The sequence below is a fragment of the Paraburkholderia phenoliruptrix genome, from assembly GCF_019511605.1.
In the GTDB taxonomy this organism is placed as follows: domain Bacteria; phylum Pseudomonadota; class Gammaproteobacteria; order Burkholderiales; family Burkholderiaceae; genus Paraburkholderia; species Paraburkholderia phenoliruptrix_A.
On the sequence record NZ_JAEUAV010000039.1, the window covers coordinates 12,413 to 33,148 of the forward strand.

Below are 20,736 nucleotides of genomic sequence, written 5' to 3' on the forward strand. Positions count from 1 at the left end.
TTGTGTGAGTTTTTCGCGCGAGATGCTTGACCACCATTCACTCGCAGTTTGAGGCAACCCGGATAAGGACCGAATGACCATGAGCCAGGCTTCGTTGCCGATCTTCGATTTCTCGCCGTTCGTTGGCCACAGCGAGCGCTACGTCGCGCTCATCAAACAGTTCGCGGCCGCGCAGCCGTTTCGCAGTGCCACTGTCGACGAACTGCTGCTCGACGACGACTTCCACCGCCGCCCGCTGCGGCCCGAGGACTTCGACTTCCTCAAGTTCATGAAGCCGGTGCGGGAGCACAACGTGAGCCGTCTGCCGGCGCTCGCGTCCGGCCGCACGCTGCTGTCGATCTACGAGCTCGACGTCGCCCGTCCGCCTGCCGGCCGGGAGCCGGCAGACTGGCAGCGCTTCACCGACTTCTACCGCGAAGACACACGTGAGCTCGGTGCGCAGATCGCGCCGTTCCTCGAAGCCTATGCGTTCGAATACCTGACCAGGGACGTCGACACGAGTGAAAACGCAAGCGCTGCGAGCGCGCGCGTTACCCGCATCGTAGACGAGGAACTCGCATTCTGGAGCGCCACCTTCGAGCGGCTCATGCGAAACGACTACCTTGAAGATGGCTTGCGCTTCATCATGGTCCAGCGTTGGGCGCTCGCGGTCTCCAAGCGCCGCGCACTCGCACGAGCCGCCGCAAGCGGCTTCTTCGACATGCTGCCGCCCGATGAACGGCCAGGCCTTCATCACGCAGCACCGGACGACGCACTGTTCGAACGCGTGGCGGCCGCAAGCGGCGTCACGGGCAGGCAGCACGCGTACTGGCAGTTCTATCTGCCGACCAGCACCGCGAAATGCAACCTGCTGTATGCGCTCGCACGTCGGCCGGATCGCGCATTTGGTCTGATCGGCGCGGCCTTCGCGGCCGAGGCCGAATGGCTAGCGTTCGGGCTTGCGCTGGAGAGGGCGTGCGCGCATCTGAAGCCGGCTGGCCGCGGGCCCGCCGACGCAACTGCATTGAAAAGCGCGCTGGAACAGCGCTCCTCGCGCGCATTGCGGCGCGTCGCGGACAATTTCGGCGACGCGGCGCGCGCTCAGTGCGTGCAGGGTCTTGTCGCCGGCGAGCGGCTCGCCGGGCGTGCGCGCTGGGACTTGGGCGAGCAATTGCGCTGGCTTTCGTCGATTCGCGACTATGTCGCTTTCGCGCACCGCATCAGCTCGCGGATTGATGCGGAGTGTCCGGGTATCGACCGCGAAACCTTCGTCGAGCCGCACGAAATGTGCTCGACCACGCATGTACACAACGATCATCGTCTCGTCACGATCGAAGAGGGCGACATGCTCTTCTGGGGCAACGTGGGCATGCAACTGGCGATGCACAAAGGCGACATGGTGCTGATTCCGGATGGCCGCCTGCACGGCTCGACCGTCGTGTCCGGCGAGTGTACGTATCACCAGCCGATCATCCCCGACGAGTGGGTCGAAGCCCTCGTCGCCGAACTCGACGAGCCGGCGGCCGCCTCGACCTGAGCGCGCGCGAAACAAGCGCAAATCCGGCAGCAACCGGGCGGAAAGCGAGCACAAACCCGGGCAGAAACACGAGCAATATCATGCAGGCGCCCACGGCAAAGATCGACAACAAAGGTGCCTCTTCCCCACGACAGCAGTATCGATGTCCCGGCCACCCGGCGCGGGATGCCTCGCGCGTTCGGCGCGCACAACAGTGGGTCAGGAAGAGAGAGCGAACGATGCAAGCAGGCACGAGTGCTATGGCAGAGGCCGATCGATTCGAGGTCAGCGACTGGAAGAGCCGGATCATTGCCGGCAGGGCGACGGGAGCGGCGGTGTCCGCACCCGCATGGCTGGACGCGTCGTATGCGACGCTGCGCGAGCAAGTGCTCGACCCGGCGTATCCGTGCTTTTTCGGCACGATGGCCGAGCGGCGCGGCGAGATGTTCTACTCGTTCGTGAACGGTCGCGATCTGCGCGACCTGCCCGCGACGATGCAAACCTTCGCGGAGCTCGCAGTGCAGCCGCAATACAGAAGGAACAACATTGCAGTGTTTTTCGAGCCGGACCCGGAGCCGCTTTCGCACGATGCGTACAGAACGCTGTTCTGGGGCATCCTGCAGCAGTTGCACGACATCGACCCCGATCCGGCGGCGGATCAGCAACCCGACCCGATGGACGAGGCGTGGGAGTTCTCGTATGCGGGCGTGCAGATGTTCGTCGTATGCGCGTGCCCGTCGTTTCGCGCGCGCCATAGCCGCAATCTGGGCCCGGGCATGGTGCTGCTGTTCCAGCCACGTTCGGTGTTCGTTGATACCATCACGAACAAGGTGATTGGCCGCGAGGCACGCAACCAGGTGCGCAAGCGTCTGGAAACGTGGGACGATATTCCCGCGCATCCCGACCTTGGCTTTTATGGCGACTCCGGCAACCTCGAATGGAAACAGTACTTTCTCGACGACGCCAACGCGCCCATCGAAGAGCGCTGTCCGTTCCTCAAGCGCCGCGCGCAAGCGGGCGCTCACTCTGTGCAGGCACGCCGTCATATGCCCGCGCACGGGGCGCGCAACGAACACGAAAGAGCCTTCGCGCATGAAGAGAATGCGCGAGGTGTCGACAACTGACGCGGCCGGCGCGCGAGGACGCGGCTCGCGTCCTCGCGCATTCAAGCCGCAATGAAAGGAGCTTCATGTCCGTACTTTTGCAACTGGTCAGCAAGTCGCGCTGGATGATTGCCGCGGCGCTCATCGCGAGCGTGCTCGGCGGCCTCGGCAATGCCGCGCTGCTTGCGCTCATCAATCAGGCGCTGGTCGCGACGCCTGACGGCCTCGCGCGGCTCGGCATGCAGTTTCTCGCGGTGGGGCTCGGCGTGCTCGCGATGCGTGCGCTCGCGCAGTCGCTCTTCATGTGGCTCGGCCAACAGGCGAAAGCGACCCTGCGCATGCGCACGATCCGACGCATTGGCGACGCCGCGTTTGCACAGCTGGAAAAGCAGGGCGCAGCCAAGTCACTTGCTGTCCTCACGCAGGATCTGGACACGATTGTGGTGTTTTTCGTGAGTCTGCCTTCGCTCGCTATGCAAAGCGCGGTGATCGTCGGCTGTCTCGCTTATCTCGGCTACATGTCGTGGCCGATTCTTCTCGTCGCCATCGTCACCATCGTACTGGGCATGACGGGCTTTCGTTATGCGCACACCCGCGCCATGTTCCATTTGCGTGCATCGCGCAAACGCGAGGACGATCTCGTCAAGCATTTCCGCGCACTCTTCGACGGTGCGAAGGAACTGAAGCTGCATCGCGCGCGCAAGCATGCGTTCGTCGAGGACACGCTCGCGAGCAACGTCGAAGCGGTACGCGTGCAGCGTACGCGCGGCTACATGCTGTATGCGGCGGCAACGAGCTGGGGCAACTTCATTCTGTTCGCGTTCATCGGCCTGACGCTCTTCGTGTTCGCGCGCTACATCAGAGTCGATCCTCATGTCATGTCGGGCTACGCGATCGTGTTCGTCTATATGATCATGCCGATTGAAGCCGTGCTGTCCGCGATTCCAAGCCTCAGTTCGGCTCGCGTCGCGCTGGAGCGCATCGAGCAGGTCAATGCAGAGCTGCCGCGCGAGGTCATGCTCGAACCGCCGGTCGCGGCTTCGTTCGAAAGCATTGCGCTCGAGGGCGCTACGCATCGCTATTTCCGCGAGAAAGAAAACGAGGTGTTCACGCTCGGGCCAATCGATCTGACGTTCCGCCCGGGCGAGCTCGTCTATCTGATCGGCGGCAACGGCAGCGGCAAGACCACGCTCGCCAAAATGCTGGTCGGACTGTACGTGCCGGAGAGCGGGCGCGTGCTGCTGAACGGCGAGCCTGTCGACGAAGCGCGGCGCGACGCTTACCGGCAGAACTTTTCCGTGATATTCAGCGACTTCTTCCTGTTCGACACGCTGCTCGGCATGCATGCCGAAGGACTCGACGCGCTTGCGCAACAACTGCTCGTCGATCTGCAACTCGAGCACAAGGTCAGCGTGAAAGACGGCAGGTTCTCGACCCTGGACCTTTCGCAGGGGCAGCGCAAACGGCTCGCGCTGGTCGTCGCGTATCTGGAAGATCGTCCGTTCTATGTGTTCGACGAATGGGCCGCGGACCAGGACCCGCTTTTCAAGGACGTGTTCTACAAGCGCCTGCTGCCCGAACTGAAGGCGAAGGGCAAGACCGTGCTCGTCATCACGCACGACGATCGCTACTTCCATCTCGCCGAGCGCTTCATCAAGCTGGACTTCGGCCAGATCGTCGAAGACGGCCCGGGTGCCGCGCATGCCGCGAGCCTTGCGTCCGCTTATCAATGAATCAGGATTCATCTTTCATGAACGCCAATCCGTCCGTTTTTTTTGCCCCTGTCGCTCAGGGCGAGCCGATGTACGAACTCGACGGCGTGTCGTTTCGCATTGGCGAGCGCGTGCTGTTGCATCCGCTCGCGCTGACGCTGCCGAAAGGGCGCGTGTGCGGCCTGATCGGTCACAACGGCTCCGGCAAATCGACGCTGCTCAAACTGCTCGCGCGTCAGCAGGCCCCCAGCGCAGGCATGCTGCGTTTCGCCGGGCGGCCGCTGCGCGAGTGGGAGAACCGCGAGTTTGCGCGTCAGGTCGCGTATCTGCCGCAACAGCAGCCGGCGGCGACCGGCATGACGGTGCGCGAACTGGTCGCGCTTGGCCGCTATCCGTGGCACGGCGCGCTCGGCCGCTTTACCGGAGTGGACGCCGACAAGGTGCACGAGGCGATGGAACTCACGGACATTGCGCGTTTCGCGGACCGCGCGGTGGACAGTCTCTCCGGCGGCGAGCGGCAACGCGCGTGGATTGCGATGCTGGTCGCGCAGGACAGCCAGTGTCTGCTGCTCGACGAACCGATTTCGGCGCTCGACATCGCGCATCAACTCGAAGTGCTCGACCTCGTGCGCACGCTGAGTCAGCAACGCGGCCTCGGCGTGGTGGTCGTGCTGCACGACGTCAACATGGCCGCGCGTTTCTGTGACGACCTGGTTGCGCTGAAGGGCGGCCGTCTGCTCGCGAGCGGCAGCGCACCGGAGTTGATCGAAGAGAAGATGCTGGGCGCAATTTACGGTGTGCCGATGGGCACCGTCGCGCATCCGCGCGGCGGCACGCCGATCAGTTTCGCGTATTGACCGGCATTAGCCGGCCGGCCTTCGTGTCCGCGTGATGCAAGGCCAGCCGGCACGGCTGACCGGTATCAGATAACGGCGTTCCCAAGAGACGCCTTGCTTTCCCCGCAATGACGATATTCACGCCGCCGGCGCAATGCATGCGACGGCGACGCTTGTCTTGCGCCGCGCTGATGCGGTGCGAGGCGATGACAGCCGCGCGGCGCGCGGCAAATCTCGGGAGGCGAGGATGTCTGTTATCAATACGCCGCGCCATGACGGCGCGCACCAGTGCGCGGTGAATCGCGCGGCGCAGAACCAGCAAGTCGACAGCACCGGGTTGTTCAGCGAAGCACAGCATCAAACGGCCGCGGCGCCCGCGCAGGACCTGGTTACGGTGATGAAGCTGCACGTTCGCGAACGTCCCGATCAGGTGGCCGTGCGTTTTCTCGCCGACGGCGAGATGGACGCTCACGAATTGACCTACAGCGAGCTGGATGCACGCGCGCGGCGTCTCGCGGCACGCTTGCGCAAGCATGGCGCGCAGAATGACCGCGTGCTGCTGATGCTGCCGAGCGGCCTTGACTACGTAACGTCGTTTTTTGCCTGTCAGTATGCAGGGATGATCGCGGTTCCTGCGTACCCGCCCCAGGCGCTGCAAAGCGGACACATCGAACGGCTGCGGCGCATTGCGCACGATTGCATGGCGCGTATCGCAGTGGTGGAGCACGCGTCGTGTGGCGTGTCGGGCGGCCCCGAATGCGAGCTCGAGTTGAACGGCGCCACGCTGCTGTCGCCCAACGAGGCAAGCGGCGACGAATACTTCTGCATCGAGCGCGCCGAACCTGGCGCAATAGCGTTTTTGCAGTACACGTCCGGCTCGACGTCGTCGCCGAAAGGGGTGATGGTTAGTCATGCGAACGTATGCGTGAACGTGAACGCGATGGCGCGCGGCATGGGTTGCGGGCCCGGCGACCGCATGTTCTCGTGGCTGCCGCTGTATCACGACATGGGCTTGATCGGCAGTGTGCTGATGCCGGTGTTGTGCGGCTTCCCGGTCAGCCTGATTTCGCCGCTGCATTTTCTCGAGCGTCCGGCGCGCTGGCTGGCGGGCATCGCACGCGAGCGCGCGAGCGTGACTGGCGGTCCTGACTTTGCATATCGACTATGCACGGACCGCGTGCGCGATGCCCAACTGGCCGGACTCGATCTGTCGTCGCTGCGCGTCGCGTTCTGCGGCTCGGAGCCGATTCGCCAGACGACGCTCGACGGTTTCGCTGAGCGTTTCAGCGTCCACGGCCTGGATCCGCGCGCGATGTACGCCTGTTACGGCCTCGCCGAGGCGACGCTGTTCCTCACTGGCGTCGAGGTCGGCTCGGGCTCGCCCGAAACGCGCTTTTCCGCGTCGGCGCTTGCGCAGGCAGTGCCGGTTGCGCGCCCCGTGGCTGCCGGTGACGGCGGTGGTGATGGCGGTGGTGTTGGCGCGCGCCGCATGCACGGTGAGCCCAGTGACGTGAGCGATGCGACTGACGGCGGGGACGATAAGGCCGTCGTCGGTTGCGGTGTGACGGCCTTCGGCCACGAGCTTGCGATTGTCGATCCGCAGACGGGCAAGCGCCTGCCGGACGGTCACGTCGGCGAGGTGTGGTGTACCGGTCCCAGCATCACGCACGGCTATTGGCATAACCCGCAGGCCACGGCGGAGGTGTTTCTCGACGACGCGCCCGGTTTTCCGGGACGCTGGCTGCGGACCGGCGATCTGGGTTTTGTCCACCGCGGTCAGTTCTTCTTTTGCGGACGCCGCAAAGACATGATCGTGCTGCGCGGCGAGAACGTGTATCCGCAGGACCTGGAAACGGTGCTTGCGGAGCGTGTCGAATGGCTGCGGCGCGGGCGCGTCACCGCGTTTCCTGTCCAGACCGCCGACGGCGCCGAGGCGATTGGCGTCGCCGCGGAAGTGCCACGCGGCAGGGCGCGGCAGGCGGCGCCCGAGACCATCTGCAACGCGATCGCCACAGCGCTTGGCGACGCGTTCCAGTATGAAGCCGCGTTGATTCTGCTGCTCGAGCCTGGCGATCTGCCGCGCACGTCCAGTGGAAAATTGCAGCGCAGCGCATGCGTGGCCGCGTGGCAAAGCGGGGCGCTGGTGCCGTTCGCGGTACGTGACGCAAGGTCGGAGCCGCCGCGAGCCAGTGCAAACGGCGCGAACATGCCAGAAGCGGGCAGCACGACGTTGACGCCCACGGAGCAGATCATCGCGCAGATCTGGAGCGAGGTGCTCGACGTGCCGACACCCGACGCAAGGGACGACTTTTTCGCGCTGGGAGGCCGCTCGCTGCTGGCCGCGAAGGTCGCGTCGCGGCTGCGTGCGCAACTGGGGCGCGACGTGCCCGTCGGACTTCTGTTTAGTCATCCGAACCTTGCGGACCTGGCGGGCGCGCTTCAGGCGCGCTGGGCCACCCCCACGCAAGCCGGTGCAAGCGTTGTCCCGCTGACGCGCCGCGCTGCAAGCGAGCGTGGCTCGGCGCCGCTGTCCTTGCCGCAGGAACGTCTGTGGGTGCTGTGGCAACTCGATCCGGATAGCCCTGCCTACAACATCTCTGCGGCGCTTTCTTTGACGGGGCCGCTCGATGCAAACAGGGTGAAGAGCGCGCTCGATGCACTGGTTTTGCGTCACGAGGTGCTGCGTACGCGCTTTGACGATAGCGGCGACGCACCGCGTCAACTGATCACGGCCGTGACCGGCGTGTCAGATCTTTGCGACGCGTGGCACTGGCAAACCGTCGACGCGCGCAACAGCACCGACGCACAGTTCGACGCGCAGTTGCGCCGACGCGCGCGCGAACCCTTCGATCTGACATGCGGCCCGCTCTTTCGCGCGACGCTGTTCGTGCGCGGCGATGAGCGGCACGTACTGCACTTCGTCATGCATCACATTGTGGCCGACGGCTGGTCGATCAATGTTTTGCTGCGCGATTTCGCCGCCGGTTATCGTGCCGCGCAGCTTGCCGGCATTAACGCTGTGCCCGCACTGCCGGCGCTGCCGGCACCGGCAGTCCAATACGCCGACTACGCAGCATGGCAGCGCGAGCGCTTTGACGCGGATGGCGGCGCGCAACTCGACGCGCAACTGCACTACTGGCGCAGCCGCCTCGCGGGCTACGACGCGTTGCTCGATCTGCCGACCCTTCACGAACGCGGGCGTGCCTATGAGCCGCGTGCTGCGCGCGTGGGCGCCGGCATTTCCGTGGCTCTCGCGAGCCGCCTCGAGTCGCTCGCGCGAGCGGAAAACGCCACCTTGTTCATGGTGCTGCTCGCCGCGTTTGCCGCGTTGCTGTCGCGGTACAGCGGCGCGCATGACGTCGCAATCGCGGTGCCCGTTGCCGGTCGCGACCGGCTGGAAACCGAGGAGTTGATCGGCTTCTTCGTCAACACGCTGGCAATGCGCGCATCCGTGAACAGCACGCAGTCGTTTGCCGCATTGCTGCGCGAGGTGCGCGACGACAGCATCGACGCGCAGGCGAATGCGGATGTGCCGTTCGAGCGCGTCGTAGCCGCGCTGCAATCGGGACGCCGCGCGGGCGGAAGTCCGCTCGCGCAGATCAAGTTCGTGCTGCACGACGAATTCGATACGGCGCTCGATCTCGAAGGTGTGCAGTGTGAACTGATAGACGCTGACGCGAGCGACGCCCGCTTCGAACTCGCGCTCGATGTATTCCGTGAACCTTCCGGCGAACTGCGCTGCGTGTTCGCGTACGCCGACGCGCTCTACGACGATGCGTTCGTCGCGCAGTTTGCGCGCCACTACGTTGCGCTGCTCGAGCAGATCGCGGACACGCCTTCGCGCGCGCTTGGCGCATTCCATCTCGACGACGATGAAGCGGCTGAAAGCACTGCGCCCGACGCGGGGGCCTACGCGCTGTAAGCACGTGGCTTGAGCCGCGCTTTCACAGCGCCGTTGCGGCACCAGCGACATCTCGACTTACCTCGAAACAGTGGCCCGCGCATGCTCGCGCGGGCGTCAGACACCTGGATCACACCACGGACACCATGCAAGCCATCCACTTCGACACCGATTTCCTGCCTGCGCGCGTTGCGCGGTTTGCCATCGAACGGCCGCACGCCGTTGCACTCGTCGACAGCGCCGGGTCGCTCGCCTGGCACGAACTGTGGGCCTGGTCGGGCCGGCTTGCCACGGCGCTGGCCGACGCCGGCGTGCGGCCTGGCGATCGCGTGGTGATCGCATTGCCGCGCTGCGCGGCGCTCGTCGCGACGATCCTCGCGGCGTGGCGAGTGCGTGCCTGCTATGTGCCCCTCGACCCCGCGTTGCCGCAAGCGCGTCTGCGCTGGCAGGCCGAGGACTGCGGCGCGCGGCTCGTGGTGATGGGCGACGCGGCGGCGGTGAGTGCATCGACAGATCATCCAGGTGGCGAAGGCGTGGTCGACGCTGCGCGCAACGCCGCCTGGCTGCCCGACGGGGTGGTGCAACTGAACCCGCACGAGTTGCGTGTGGAGATCGGCAACGCAATGAGCGACATGGGCGCGATTTCTGCGGAGCCCGCCGGTCTCGCCGCGTTGCATCCTCAAGCCGACGACAGCATTCTCGCGTGGCCCGCCTACGTGATCTACACCTCGGGCTCCACCGGCCGCCCGAAGGGCGTCGTCCTGAGTCATGCCGCGCTCGCCGCGTATGTGCGCGGCGTCAGCGAGCGGCTGCCCGAGGACGTCGCGAGCGCCGCGTATCTGTCGACGCCCGCCGCCGACCTCGGGCACACGTCGCTGTTCGGCGCGCTGTGGCATGGCTGGACGCTGCATCTGCTCGACGCGGATGTCGTCGCCGATCCCAACGCCTTCGCAGACTACATGCACGCGCATGCCGTCGATCTGCTGAAAATCGTGCCGAGCCATCTCGACGCGCTGCTGCAGGCGCAATTTCCCGAGCGGGCCTTGCCGCGCCGTTGCCTCGTGCTGGGCGGCGAGCCGGCGCCGACGCGGCTCGCCGAGCGCATTGCGGCGCTGCGTCCCGAGTGCCTGCTGATTAATCACTATGGACCGACCGAGACTGCCGTCGGCGTGCTGACGCGCTCGGGCGCGCACAGCCCGGCGGCGACGTTGCCGCTCGGCAAGCCGCTTGCGCATGTCGACGCCCGCATCGTCGACGCCGACGGCAACCCCGTGCCGAAGGGAGCGGCAGGCGAACTGTGCATTGGCGGCGCGAGTGTCGCGTATGGCTACCTGAACCGGCCGTCGTTGACCGCCGAGCGTTTCGTTCCCGATCCCGCTGGCCACGGTGCACGGCTTTACCGGACGGGCGATCGCAGCCGCCGCTTGCCCGACGGCGAATTTGCGTTTCTCGGACGTCTCGACGACCAGGTGAAGATTCGCGGTTTTCGCGTCGAGCCCGAAGAGATCGCTGCACGCCTGCGTACCGAGGACGGCGTGCGCGATGCCGTGGTGATTGCACATACCGATAGCGAAGGCGCGGCGCCGCGCCTCGTCGCCTATCTGAGCGCGAACGGCACGCTCGACGTCGACGCAATCCGCGCGCGCCTCGCCGCGGATTTGCCGGACTACATGGTGCCGTCGTCGCTACAGGTGCTGGCGGCGCTGCCGCTCACCGCCAACGGCAAGGTCGACCGCGCCGCGTTGCCGGTGCCGCAGCAGCAGAGCGAGGCCGCGAGTGCCGCGCGTATAGAGCCGCGCAACGACGCGGAACGCACGCTCACGGGCATCTGGCGGCTCGTGCTCAAACGCGACGATATCGGCGTAACGGACAACTACTTCGAGATTGGCGGAGACTCGATTCTGAGCTTGCAGATCATCGCGAAGGCGCGCGCCGCGGGCCTGAAGCTCACGCCCAAGCAGATGTTCGACCATCCGACTATCGAGGCTGCGGCGCGCGTGGCGGTGCCGCTGCCCATGACGGGCGGGCGGGCGAATGCGGCGGCGCAGGCGCCTGCGAGTGCGAGTGCGCCTGCGAGTGCGAGTGCGGGTGCGAGTGCGAGTGCGAGTGCGCGGACAACAGCGGCAGCGTCCGAAAACGTCCGCGCGACAGCGAGTGCGGCTGGTAAGGCGAGCGCATCGACGAGTGAGAGCGCGCCTGCCCGCGCGCACGAAAACGCAGTCAATTCCTCTGGCGCACGCGTGGCCGCATCGGCTGAAGCATTGGCAGCCGTCAGCGCCGCAAGCGGGGCCGCCGGCGACCTCAGTGCAGTCCCGGCAACGGCCGCCGGGAACACCGACGCATCGCGCGCCGTCGAGTCCGGCAGCAACGCTTGCTGGTTTGCACAGGCGGGCATTTCGCGCGACGCGGTCGAGGCCGTCTACCCGGCCACGCCGATGCAGCAGGGGCTGCTCTTTCACGGCATGCTCGACGGCGAGCCGGGCATGTATGTGTCGCAGTTGCGCCTGACGATCGACGCGCTCCGTATCGACACGATGCGTGCGGCGTGGGACGTGGTGATCGCGCGTCATCCGGTCCTGCGCACGCGCTTCGTGTGGCCTGCGGGCGGCGAACCGTTGCAGGTCGTCGAGCGGCATGTGCGTATGCCGTTCGAAGTGCATGCGCGCCTTGCCGATGCGGTGCCGGGTTCGACTGTCAACGCGTGCACAGAAGAACAATATGACGCCGCATACGACGCCGCCAGGCAGGCGCTCGTCGCGCGCGGCTTCGAGCCGGGCGTGGCGCCGCTGATGCGCGTCGATGTTTTCGAGCGTCCCGACGGCGCGCACGATCTTGTGTGGACTCACCATCATGCGCTGACCGATGGTTGGAGCACCGCACAGGTCGTGACCGAAGTGGGCCGTGCATATGCGGAGATCGAGGCCGGGCGGGTTCCCGATACATCGCCTGGTACGCCTTATGAATCTTACGTGCGCTGGCTGCGCGACCAACCGGACACCGCTGCGTTCTGGCGCGCGCGGCTCGCAACGCGAGATGATCCGGCGCGCCTTGCCGATGCGCTCGGCAGTGCGTTGCGGCCGTCGTCGGTAAACGGCGCCGTTGCAGCGGAAGCCAAAGCGCTGATTCGCGAACTCGACGGCGCCTCGCACGCGCGCCTGAAGCGTGCCGCGCAGCGCGCGCAGGTCACGCTGAATACGCTCGTGCAGGCAGCGTGGGCGCTGGTGCTCGCGCGCTTTTCCGGGCGCCCGCAGGTGACGTTCGGCATGACCGTGTCGGGCCGCCCGGTCGATCTGCCGGATGCGCAATCGACGGTTGGCCTTTTCATCAACAGCCTGCCGCTGTGGGTGGATGTCCAATCGCATGCGCCATTGCGCTCGTGGCTCGCCGCGCTGCAACGGCACAACGCGCAATTGCGCGAGGTCGAGCACACTCCGCTCGCGAGCTTGCAGCAATGGGCGGATTCGAGCGTCGATGCGCTGTTCGATAGTCTCATCGTGTTCGAAAACTATCCGCTCGATGATGCGCTGGGCGCGATGGGCGCGGCCCAGGTCTCGACGGTGGTGGAAGGGGCGCAGGCGGGCGATGCAATGCGCGCATCGAGTGCAATGGACAAGAACGACGCGGTGAGTTCAGCAACCGCAGCAACCACAGCAATCGCAGCAAGAAGCGATATCCATAGTCCGCTGCGCGTGCGCGCCGTCGAGGCGCACAACCGCAGTCACTTGCCGTTGATGCTGGTTGTCACGCCTCGCCACGTGGGCGGCGGCCACACGCTCAAGCTGGAGTGGCACCGTCATGCGGCGCGCGTTCCAGCAGATAGCGTAGAACTCATCGCCGGCTATTTCGAGGAAATCCTCCATTGCCTCGCGACCGCGCTAGTCGACAACAATGATCCCGACGTGCGGTTGCACGATCTGAGAAACGACCACGCCGGAGATGTCGCCGCGACTGCTGTCGCCTCGTTCAACTACAAACCCGTGAACGCGCGAATCGCGGCGCAGGTACTGGAGCGGCCCAACGCAATTGCGCTGGTAGACGGAAATGATCAGGTTACCTACGCACAGCTCGACGCATGGTCGCGTGCGATTGCGCGTGAACTGATCCGGCTCGGAGCGACGGCGGAAGTGCGCGTGGGCGTCGCGATGCAGCGCTCGGCGGCGCTGGTTGCATCGCTGCTTGGCGTGCTGCGCGCGGGGGCGGCGTACGTGCCGCTCGATCCGTCGTATCCGGCCGAGCGCCTTGCGCACATCGTCGACGATTCGCAGTTGCGCCTGATCGTCACCGATGCGGAAAGTCTCGCACAGCATGCAGCACTGTTCGGCGCGCGGCCGACGCTCGATGCGGCCGCGCTGCGCGACAGCGCATTGAGCGCGCACGTGCATGACGACATTGTGGATGCCGCACTCGATCCGCATCCCCATCCCCAGCAACTGGCCTACGTCATCTACACCTCGGGCTCGACTGGCCTGCCCAAGGGTGTGGGCGTCACACACGAAAACGTCGCGCGCCTGTTCGACGCCACGCAGTCGCGCTTCGCGTTCAATGAGAAGGACGTGTGGACGCTGTTCCACTCGTACGCATTCGACTTCTCGGTGTGGGAGATGTTTGGCGCACTGGTGCATGGCGCACGGCTCGTCATCGTGCCGCACTGGAGCGCACGCGAACCCGCGGCCTTTCATGCGTTGCTGCGCGAACAGCAGGTCACGGTGCTGAACCAGACGCCGTCGGCCTTCATGCAACTGACGCAGGCCGACGAGGGCAATACGCTCGACTCGCTGCGCGCGGTGATCTTCGGCGGTGAGCGTCTGGAGCCGGCATCGCTCGCGCGTTGGGCGGACGGCGCCCGCCGCAAGGGTGTGCTGCCCGCGCTCGTGAACATGTACGGCATCACGGAGACGACGGTGCACGTGACGCATCGCACGCTTGACGATGCAGCGCTGCGCGAGGCGCGCAGCGTGATCGGCGCGCCGCTCGACGACCTCACGCTGCATGAGCTCGATGCCGACCTGAACCGCGTGCCGGTTGGCGCAGTCGGCGAACTGTATGTAGGCGGCGCGGGCCTCGCGCGCGGCTATCTGGGACGCGCGGCGCTCACCGCGCAACGCTTCGTGCCGGACCCGTACGGCGCGCCGGGCGCACGTCTGTATCGCTCGGGCGATCTCGCGCGACGGTTGGCGGACGGCGACCTCGAATACCTGGGCCGCAACGACGACCAGGTGAAGATCCGCGGCTTTCGCATCGAACTCGGCGAGATTCAGGCGGCGCTGCTGGCCCATCCCGAAGTGCGTGATGCGGCAGTGCTGGTGCTAAGCGAGGCGAACACTGGCGACAGTGACCGGCGTCTTGTTGCATACGTGGTGCCGCGCGGCGCACCGCATACAGGCGATCTCGCGCGCTGGCAGGCGTGGCTCGCGGCGCGCCTGCCGGCGCACATGGTGCCGTCTTCGTATGTGGAGCTCGAGCGCTTTCCGCTCACGCCGAACGACAAGCTCGATCGTCGTGCGCTGCCTGCGCCTGAGGCGGTCGGAAATGCGGCGGGTCGCGCGTCTTACGTGGCGCCGCGCGACGAAACCGAAGCGCGGCTCGCGACAATCTGGCAACAGGTGCTGGGGGCCGAGCGGGTAGGCGCACTCGACGATTTCTTTCTACTCGGCGGGCATTCGTTGTTGGCGGTACGCATGATTTCGGCGGTGCGGGCGGCCTTCGGCGAGGCGCCCGGACTGCGCGCGGTGTTCGAACATTCGCGGCTGTGCGAGTTTGCGACGCTGCTTCGCGGCACGCAGTTAGTTGACGACGATGCGCTCGTCTCGGCGCCTGGTGCGTTGGGTCTTCCACGCGGCGCTGACGGTACTAGCGTGGCTGATGTACAGAGCGAGCATCTCTCTATGCCAGCAGGGTACGTGGAGCAGGCGGAGCAGGCCGCGCAACGCGGGCAAGGCGGGAATGATACGCATGTAGGAGCGGGCGAGTACGCAGGGCAAACGGAGCAGGGTGAGCAGCCTGACCCGGCAAAGCAGGGTGAGCAGGCACACCAGGCAAAGCAGGCACAGCAGGCGGAGCAGGTTCAGAAGGCAATGCAGGCAGAGGAGGCCAACCAACTCGAGCCGTCGCAGCAACCAGAGTTGACCGCACACACCAACGATCGCCCCTCCATCGATCCAGCCAATCACCACGACGTGAGCGCACCGATCCCGCTCACACCGTCGCAGCAAAGCTTGTGGTTCCTGTGGAAGCTCGACCCGCAGAGCGCGGCGTACCACGTCAACGGTGCGCTGCGTTTTCACGGCCGCCTAGATGTCGATGCCCTGCGTGCCGCGTTCGACGCGCTGGTCCAACGGCATCCAGCGTTGCGGATGCGTTTCGGCGAAGTGGAGGGCGTTGCGTTTCAACGTATCGATGCAGCAGCGCGCGGCGCGATCCGCGTGCTCGAACTGCCGTGCACGCCCCAGAGCGTCAACACCAGCAACACCAGCAGCGAAGCGCTGGCCGACTGTCTCGTCGCACTGGTCCGCAAGCCCTTCGACCTGACGTCCGAGCCGCCGGTGCGCGCGACGCTCGTGCGCGTCGCCGACGATCAGCATGTACTGCATCTGGTGCTGCATCACATCGTCAGCGACGACTGGTCCATCGGCCTGCTGTTTGCCGACTTCTCGCGCCTCTATCGCGAGCGTTGTGCAGCCGGCGCAGCGCACTGTATCCAGCCGTCGGTGGATGACGCGAATGTCGGCGAGACCGCCTCCGCCCGCTATCGCGCGCTGATCGCAGCGCGTGCGGCCGAGTTGACGCCCGAGCGCGAGTCCGCGCAACTCGCGTGGTGGCGCACCGCGCTCGCGAGTGACGACGATTCGCCCGCGACGCTGGCGCTGCCCTACGATCGCGTGCGCGGCGGCGCGCGCCGGGCGGCGGGCGCGCGCCATCGCACGCGCGTGCCCGCCGCTACCACGAAGGCGCTGCGTGCGCTCGCGAGCGCGCGCCGCGCGACGCTCTTCATGACGCTCCTGGCCGCGTTCGACGCGTTGCTGTACCGATACTCGGGCCAATCCGACATTCGCCTCGGCGTGCCGCTCGCGGGCCGCGACCTGCCGGGCGCGGCGGAGGTGGCGGGCTTCTTCGTCAACACTGTCGTGATTCGCACTGCGCCGCGCGGGGCGATGCGCGCGGCGCAGCTCATCGACGACGTACGCGAGCGGCTGCTCAGCGCCTATGCGAACCAGGACGTGCCGTTTGCGAGCGTCGTCAAGGCCGTGCAGCCAGAGCGCGAACTGGCGCAGACGCCGCTCTTTCGGGTGCTCGTGAATCAGCAGCAGCGCCATGATCTGACGACGGCGTTCGGTGACGAGGTGCGCGTCACAGTGCAGGAAGTCGATAGCGGCGAGGCGCAGTTCGACCTGATGCTGAACATTGCGGAGGCCGCGGATGATTCTCTCGATCTGACGTTCACGTATGCGACCGATGTATTCGAAGTGGCGACCATCGAACGTATCGCGCGTCATTTCACGCGACTGCTCGAGCAATGGAGTTCGGCGCCGGATGCGCTGATCGCATCGTTCGAATTGCCCGAGTTGGATGGCCAAGCAGCGGTCCAGACGCCAGCGTCGTTCGCCTATGTACCCGTGAACGCGCGAATCGCGGCGCAGGCACTGGAGCGGCCCAACGCAATTGCGCTGGTAGACGGCAAGGATCAGGTTACCTACGCACAACTCGACGCATGGTCGCGTGCGATTGCGCGTGAACTGCTCCGGCTCGGAGCGACGGCAGAAGTGCGCGTGGGCGTCGCGATGCAGCGCTCGGCAGCGCTGGTTGCGTCGCTGCTTGGCGTGCTGCGCGCGGGCGCGGCGTACGTGCCGCTCGATCCGTCGTATCCGGCCGAGCGTCTTGCGCATATCGTCGACGATTCGCAGTTGCGCCTGATCGTCACCGATGCGGAAAGTCTCGCGCAGCATGCAGCACTGTTCGGCGTGCGGCCGACGCTCGATGCGGCCGCGCTGCGCGACAGCGCATTGAGCGCGCACGCGCACGCCGCCGCTGCGCATGACGACGTTGTGGATGCCGCGCTCGATCTGCATCTGCATCCCCAGCAACTCGCCTACGTCATCTACACCTCTGGCTCAACGGGCCTGCCCAAGGGTGTGGGCGTCACACACGAAAACGTCGCGCGCCTGTTCGACGCCACGCAGTCGCGCTTCGCATTCAATGAGAAGGACGTGTGGACACTATTCCACTCCTACGCGTTCGACTTCTCGGTGTGGGAGATTTTCGGCGCGCTGGTGCATGGCGCACGGCTCGTGATCGTGCCGCACTGGAGCGCACGCGAACCCGCGGCCTTTCATGCGTTGCTGCGCGAACAGCAGGTCACGGTGCTGAACCAGACGCCATCCGCCTTCATGCAACTGACGCAGGCCGACGAGGGCAATACGCTCGACTCGCTGCGCGCGGTGATCTTCGGCGGCGAGCGCCTGGAGCCGGCATCGCTCGCGCGTTGGGCGGACGGCGCGCGCCGCAAGGGTGTGCTGCCCGCGCTCGTGAACATGTATGGCATCACGGAGACGACGGTGCACGTGACGCATCGCACGCTTGACGATGCAGCGCTGCGCGAGGCGCGCAGCGTGATCGGCGCGCCGCTCGACGACCTCACGCTGCATGTGCTCGATGCCGACCTGAACCGCGTGCCGGTTGGCGCAGTCGGCGAACTGTATGTAGGCGGCGCGGGCCTCGCGCGCGGCTATCTGGGACGCGCGGCGCTCACCGCGCAACGCTTCGTGCCGGACCCGTACGGCGCGCCGGGCGCACGTCTGTATCGCTCGGGCGATCTCGCGCGACGGTTGGCGGACGGCGACCTCGAATACCTGGGCCGCAACGACGACCAGGTGAAGATCCGCGGCTTTCGCATAGAACTCGGCGAGATTCAGGCGGCGCTGCTGGCTCATCCCGAAGTGCGTGATGCGGCAGTGCTGGTGGTAAGCGGTGCGAACACCGGCGACAGTGACCGGCGTCTTGTTGCATATGTGGTGCCGCGCGGCGCACCGCACACAGGTGATGTCGCGCGCTGGCAGGCGTGGCTCGCGGCGCGCCTGCCAGCGCACATGGTGCCGTCTTCGTATGTGGAGCTCGAGCGCTTTCCGCTCACGCCGAACGGCAAGCTGGATCGTCGCGCGCTGCCTGCGCCTGAGGCGGTGGCCCATGCAGCGCAGGCCGTCGCCGCGACGACGCCTGCCGAGTCCGCGTTGCTTGCCGTGTGGCGCGCCGTGTTGCGGCGTGACGATATCGGCGTGACCGACAACTTCTTCGTGATCGGCGGCGATTCGATTCTGAGTTTGCAGATCGTGTCCAAAGCGCGCGATGCCGGCTTGCATGTCACGCCGCGCATGGTGTTCGAGTCGCCGACCGTGCAGCAACTCGCGCGCGTGGCCCGAGCGCTGCGCGACGAGTCGACGTCGACATCGGCTGCGACCGTGGCAGCGCTGCAGGAGAGCAACGGTGCGGCGTCATCCGATTTGTGGCGTGCGCTGGGACTCACGCCGGAGCACATCGAGGACGTTTATCCGGCGACGCCGCTGCAAGGCGGCTTGCTGTATCACACGCTCGCGGAGCCGGGGGGCGGCGCGTACCTGAACCAGATGCGTGCGACGCTGTCCGGCGCGCTCGATATCGCCGCGATGCAGGCCGCGTGGCAAGCCGCGCTGGAGCGTCACGCGATCTTGCGCACCGGTTTCGCGTGGCAGCACGGCGGCGCCGTGATGCAGATCGTGCATCGCAAGATCGTGCTGCCGTTCGTGACGCATGACTGGTCGGGCGTCGCGGATTACGACGCGCGCCTCGGCGAATGGCGTGCGCGCGATCTTGCCGACGGCATTGCGCCGGACGCGGCGCCGCTCATGCGTATTGCGCTTTTCATACGCGACGCGCAGACCGCGGACCTCGTGTGGACGCATCATCATCTGTTGCTGGATGGCTGGAGCGTGTCGCTGCTGTTTGCCGAAATCTTGCGCGACTACCGGATGCGCAGGAACGGTGAAGCTGCGTCCTTCGACGCGGCACCGCCGTACCGCCGCTACGTCCAGTGGATTCGCGAGGCGGCCGACGCGCCCGCGACCGAAGCCTGGTGGCGCGCCTGGGCCGCGCGCGCCGACGATCCGGCGACGCTCACCGCGAGCCTCGGCGAGCCGCGTGCGCCTGAGCCTGGCGCTCATGCGCAACGCCATGCGCTCGACCAGGCGCTTGTCGCCCGCCTGCAGGCCACGGCGCGGTACCACGAGATCACGCTCAACACGCTGATGCAGGGCGCGTGGGCCGTGCTGCTCGCGCGCTATGGCTATCGGCGCGGCGTCGCGTACGGCACTACGTTCGCGGGACGGCCTGCGCACTTACCGGGCGTCGAGCGGATGCTCGGGCTCTTCATCAATACGTTGCCGGTATGCGTGAACGTCGACGCGAGCGCGGAGCTCGGCGCATGGCTGCGCAAGCTGCAAGGCGAACTCACGGAGTTGCGCCAGTACGAGCACACGCCGCTCGGACGCGTGCAGCAGTGGAGCGGACGCAGCGGCGATGCGCTGTTCGACAGCATCGTCGTGTTTGAGAACTATCCTGTGGATGCCGCTCGCAACGGCGACGCGAGCCTGAAGGTGGAGTCCGTCGACTCGGTCGATCCAACCCATTACCCGCTGGCACTCGCGATCATTCCGCGTGGACAGGCGCTTGCGCTTGAATGGGCGTGGAACGGCGAGCGGATCGACCGAGCGACGGTGGAACGTATTGCATCGCAGTACGAATCTATTCTGACGCAGATGACTGATGGTGTGACGAGCCGCGTTGGATCGCTGACGTTGCCCATGCAGTACGAAGCGGCGCCGTTGCAGCGGTATGCATTCGAATCGCTCGGCAGGGCGCTTGGCGCGCAGGCGAAGCGCACACCCGACGCAATTGCGCTGCGCTGCGAGGAGGCGAGCCTCACGTATGCGGAGCTCGACGCGTGGTCCGCATCGCTCGCGGCGCGGCTCGTCGCGCGGGGTGTGGGCGCGGAGCGGCGCGTGGGGCTGTGCGTCGCGCGCGGGCCGGCGCTGATCGCGGCGCTGCTTGGGATCATTCGCGCGGGCGGTGCATTCGTGCCGCTCGATCCGGACTATCCGGCCACCCGGCTGGTGCAGATGATCGACGATGCCGGCATCGTGCAGGTGGTCGCGGACGGGGATAGCGCCGGGCGGGTGGCTGATGTGCTGGCAGGGTGCGAGGTGGTGGAGGTGGGTGATGCAGCTTGCGGCGCGCAGACGCCGCAGTCAATCGCCTATACGGACATTGACCTGCATCCGGATCAACTGGCCTATGTGCTGTACACCTCGGGGTCGACGGGGCGGCCCAAGGGCGTGGGCGTGAGCCACGGCGCGTTGTGGACGCACCTGCAGGACTTCCTCGCAACGTACGGCATCAATGAAGACGACACGGTGCTGCATTCGTCGACGATCAACTTCGACGTCGCGCTGCACGAGACGCTGCCCGCGCTGCTGCGCGGCGCGACGGTGGAGATGCGCGGCGTGCAGCCGTGGGATCTGCAGAGCCTGAGCGAGCGGCTGGTCACGCGGCGCGTGACGTTCGCGCGGATTCCGACGGCGCTGTGGCAGCAGTGGCAGCGTCATGCCCCGCCGCGCGCGCAGCTTGCCCTGCGCCAGGTGACGGTGGGCGGCGAGGCGCTGCC

General features: G+C 66.4%; 6 protein-coding genes. All 6 read left to right on the forward strand.

Going from position 1 to position 20,736, the window contains the following annotated elements:
• The first annotated feature begins 79 nt into the window (after nt 1-79).
• A complete protein-coding gene (locus JNB89_RS29480; RefSeq protein ID WP_220364553.1) occupies nt 80-1,516 on the forward strand; it encodes a peptide synthetase in 1,437 nt (478 codons plus the stop codon).
• A gap of 218 nt (nt 1,517-1,734) precedes the next feature.
• Complete coding sequence (locus JNB89_RS29485; RefSeq protein ID WP_220364554.1) at nt 1,735-2,619, forward strand: YqcI/YcgG family protein; 885 nt, start codon at nt 1,735-1,737, stop codon at nt 2,617-2,619.
• Nucleotides 2,620-2,684: 65 nt separating this feature from the next.
• The gene (locus JNB89_RS29490) at nt 2,685-4,331 is read left to right on the forward strand and encodes a cyclic peptide export ABC transporter (RefSeq protein ID WP_220364555.1); all 1,647 of its coding nucleotides are present in this window, start codon (nt 2,685-2,687) and stop codon (nt 4,329-4,331) included.
• 17 nt (nt 4,332-4,348) lie between these two features.
• Complete coding sequence (locus JNB89_RS29495; RefSeq protein ID WP_220364556.1) at nt 4,349-5,167, forward strand: ATP-binding cassette domain-containing protein; 819 nt, start codon at nt 4,349-4,351, stop codon at nt 5,165-5,167.
• Nucleotides 5,168-5,393: 226 nt separating this feature from the next.
• A complete protein-coding gene (locus tag JNB89_RS29500) occupies nt 5,394-9,068 on the forward strand; it encodes a condensation domain-containing protein (RefSeq protein WP_220364557.1) in 3,675 nt (1,224 codons plus the stop codon).
• Between the two features lie 125 nt (nt 9,069-9,193).
• Nucleotides 9,194-20,736: non-ribosomal peptide synthetase (locus JNB89_RS29505; protein ID WP_220364558.1), on the forward strand; the 11,543-nt coding region annotated here is incomplete at its 3' end.

Excerpts from the sequence above, each read along its gene's own strand:
- JNB89_RS29480 (WP_220364553.1), top strand. The coding sequence starts at position 80 with ATGAGCCAGGCTTCGTTGCCGATCTTCGATTTCTCGCCGTTCGTTGGC.
- JNB89_RS29485 (WP_220364554.1), top strand. The coding sequence starts at position 1,735 with ATGCAAGCAGGCACGAGTGCTATGGCAGAGGCCGATCGATTCGAGGTC.
- JNB89_RS29490 (WP_220364555.1), top strand. The coding sequence starts at position 2,685 with ATGTCCGTACTTTTGCAACTGGTCAGCAAGTCGCGCTGGATGATTGCC.
- JNB89_RS29495 (WP_220364556.1), top strand. The coding sequence starts at position 4,349 with ATGAACGCCAATCCGTCCGTTTTTTTTGCCCCTGTCGCTCAGGGCGAG.
- JNB89_RS29500 (WP_220364557.1), top strand. The coding sequence starts at position 5,394 with ATGTCTGTTATCAATACGCCGCGCCATGACGGCGCGCACCAGTGCGCG.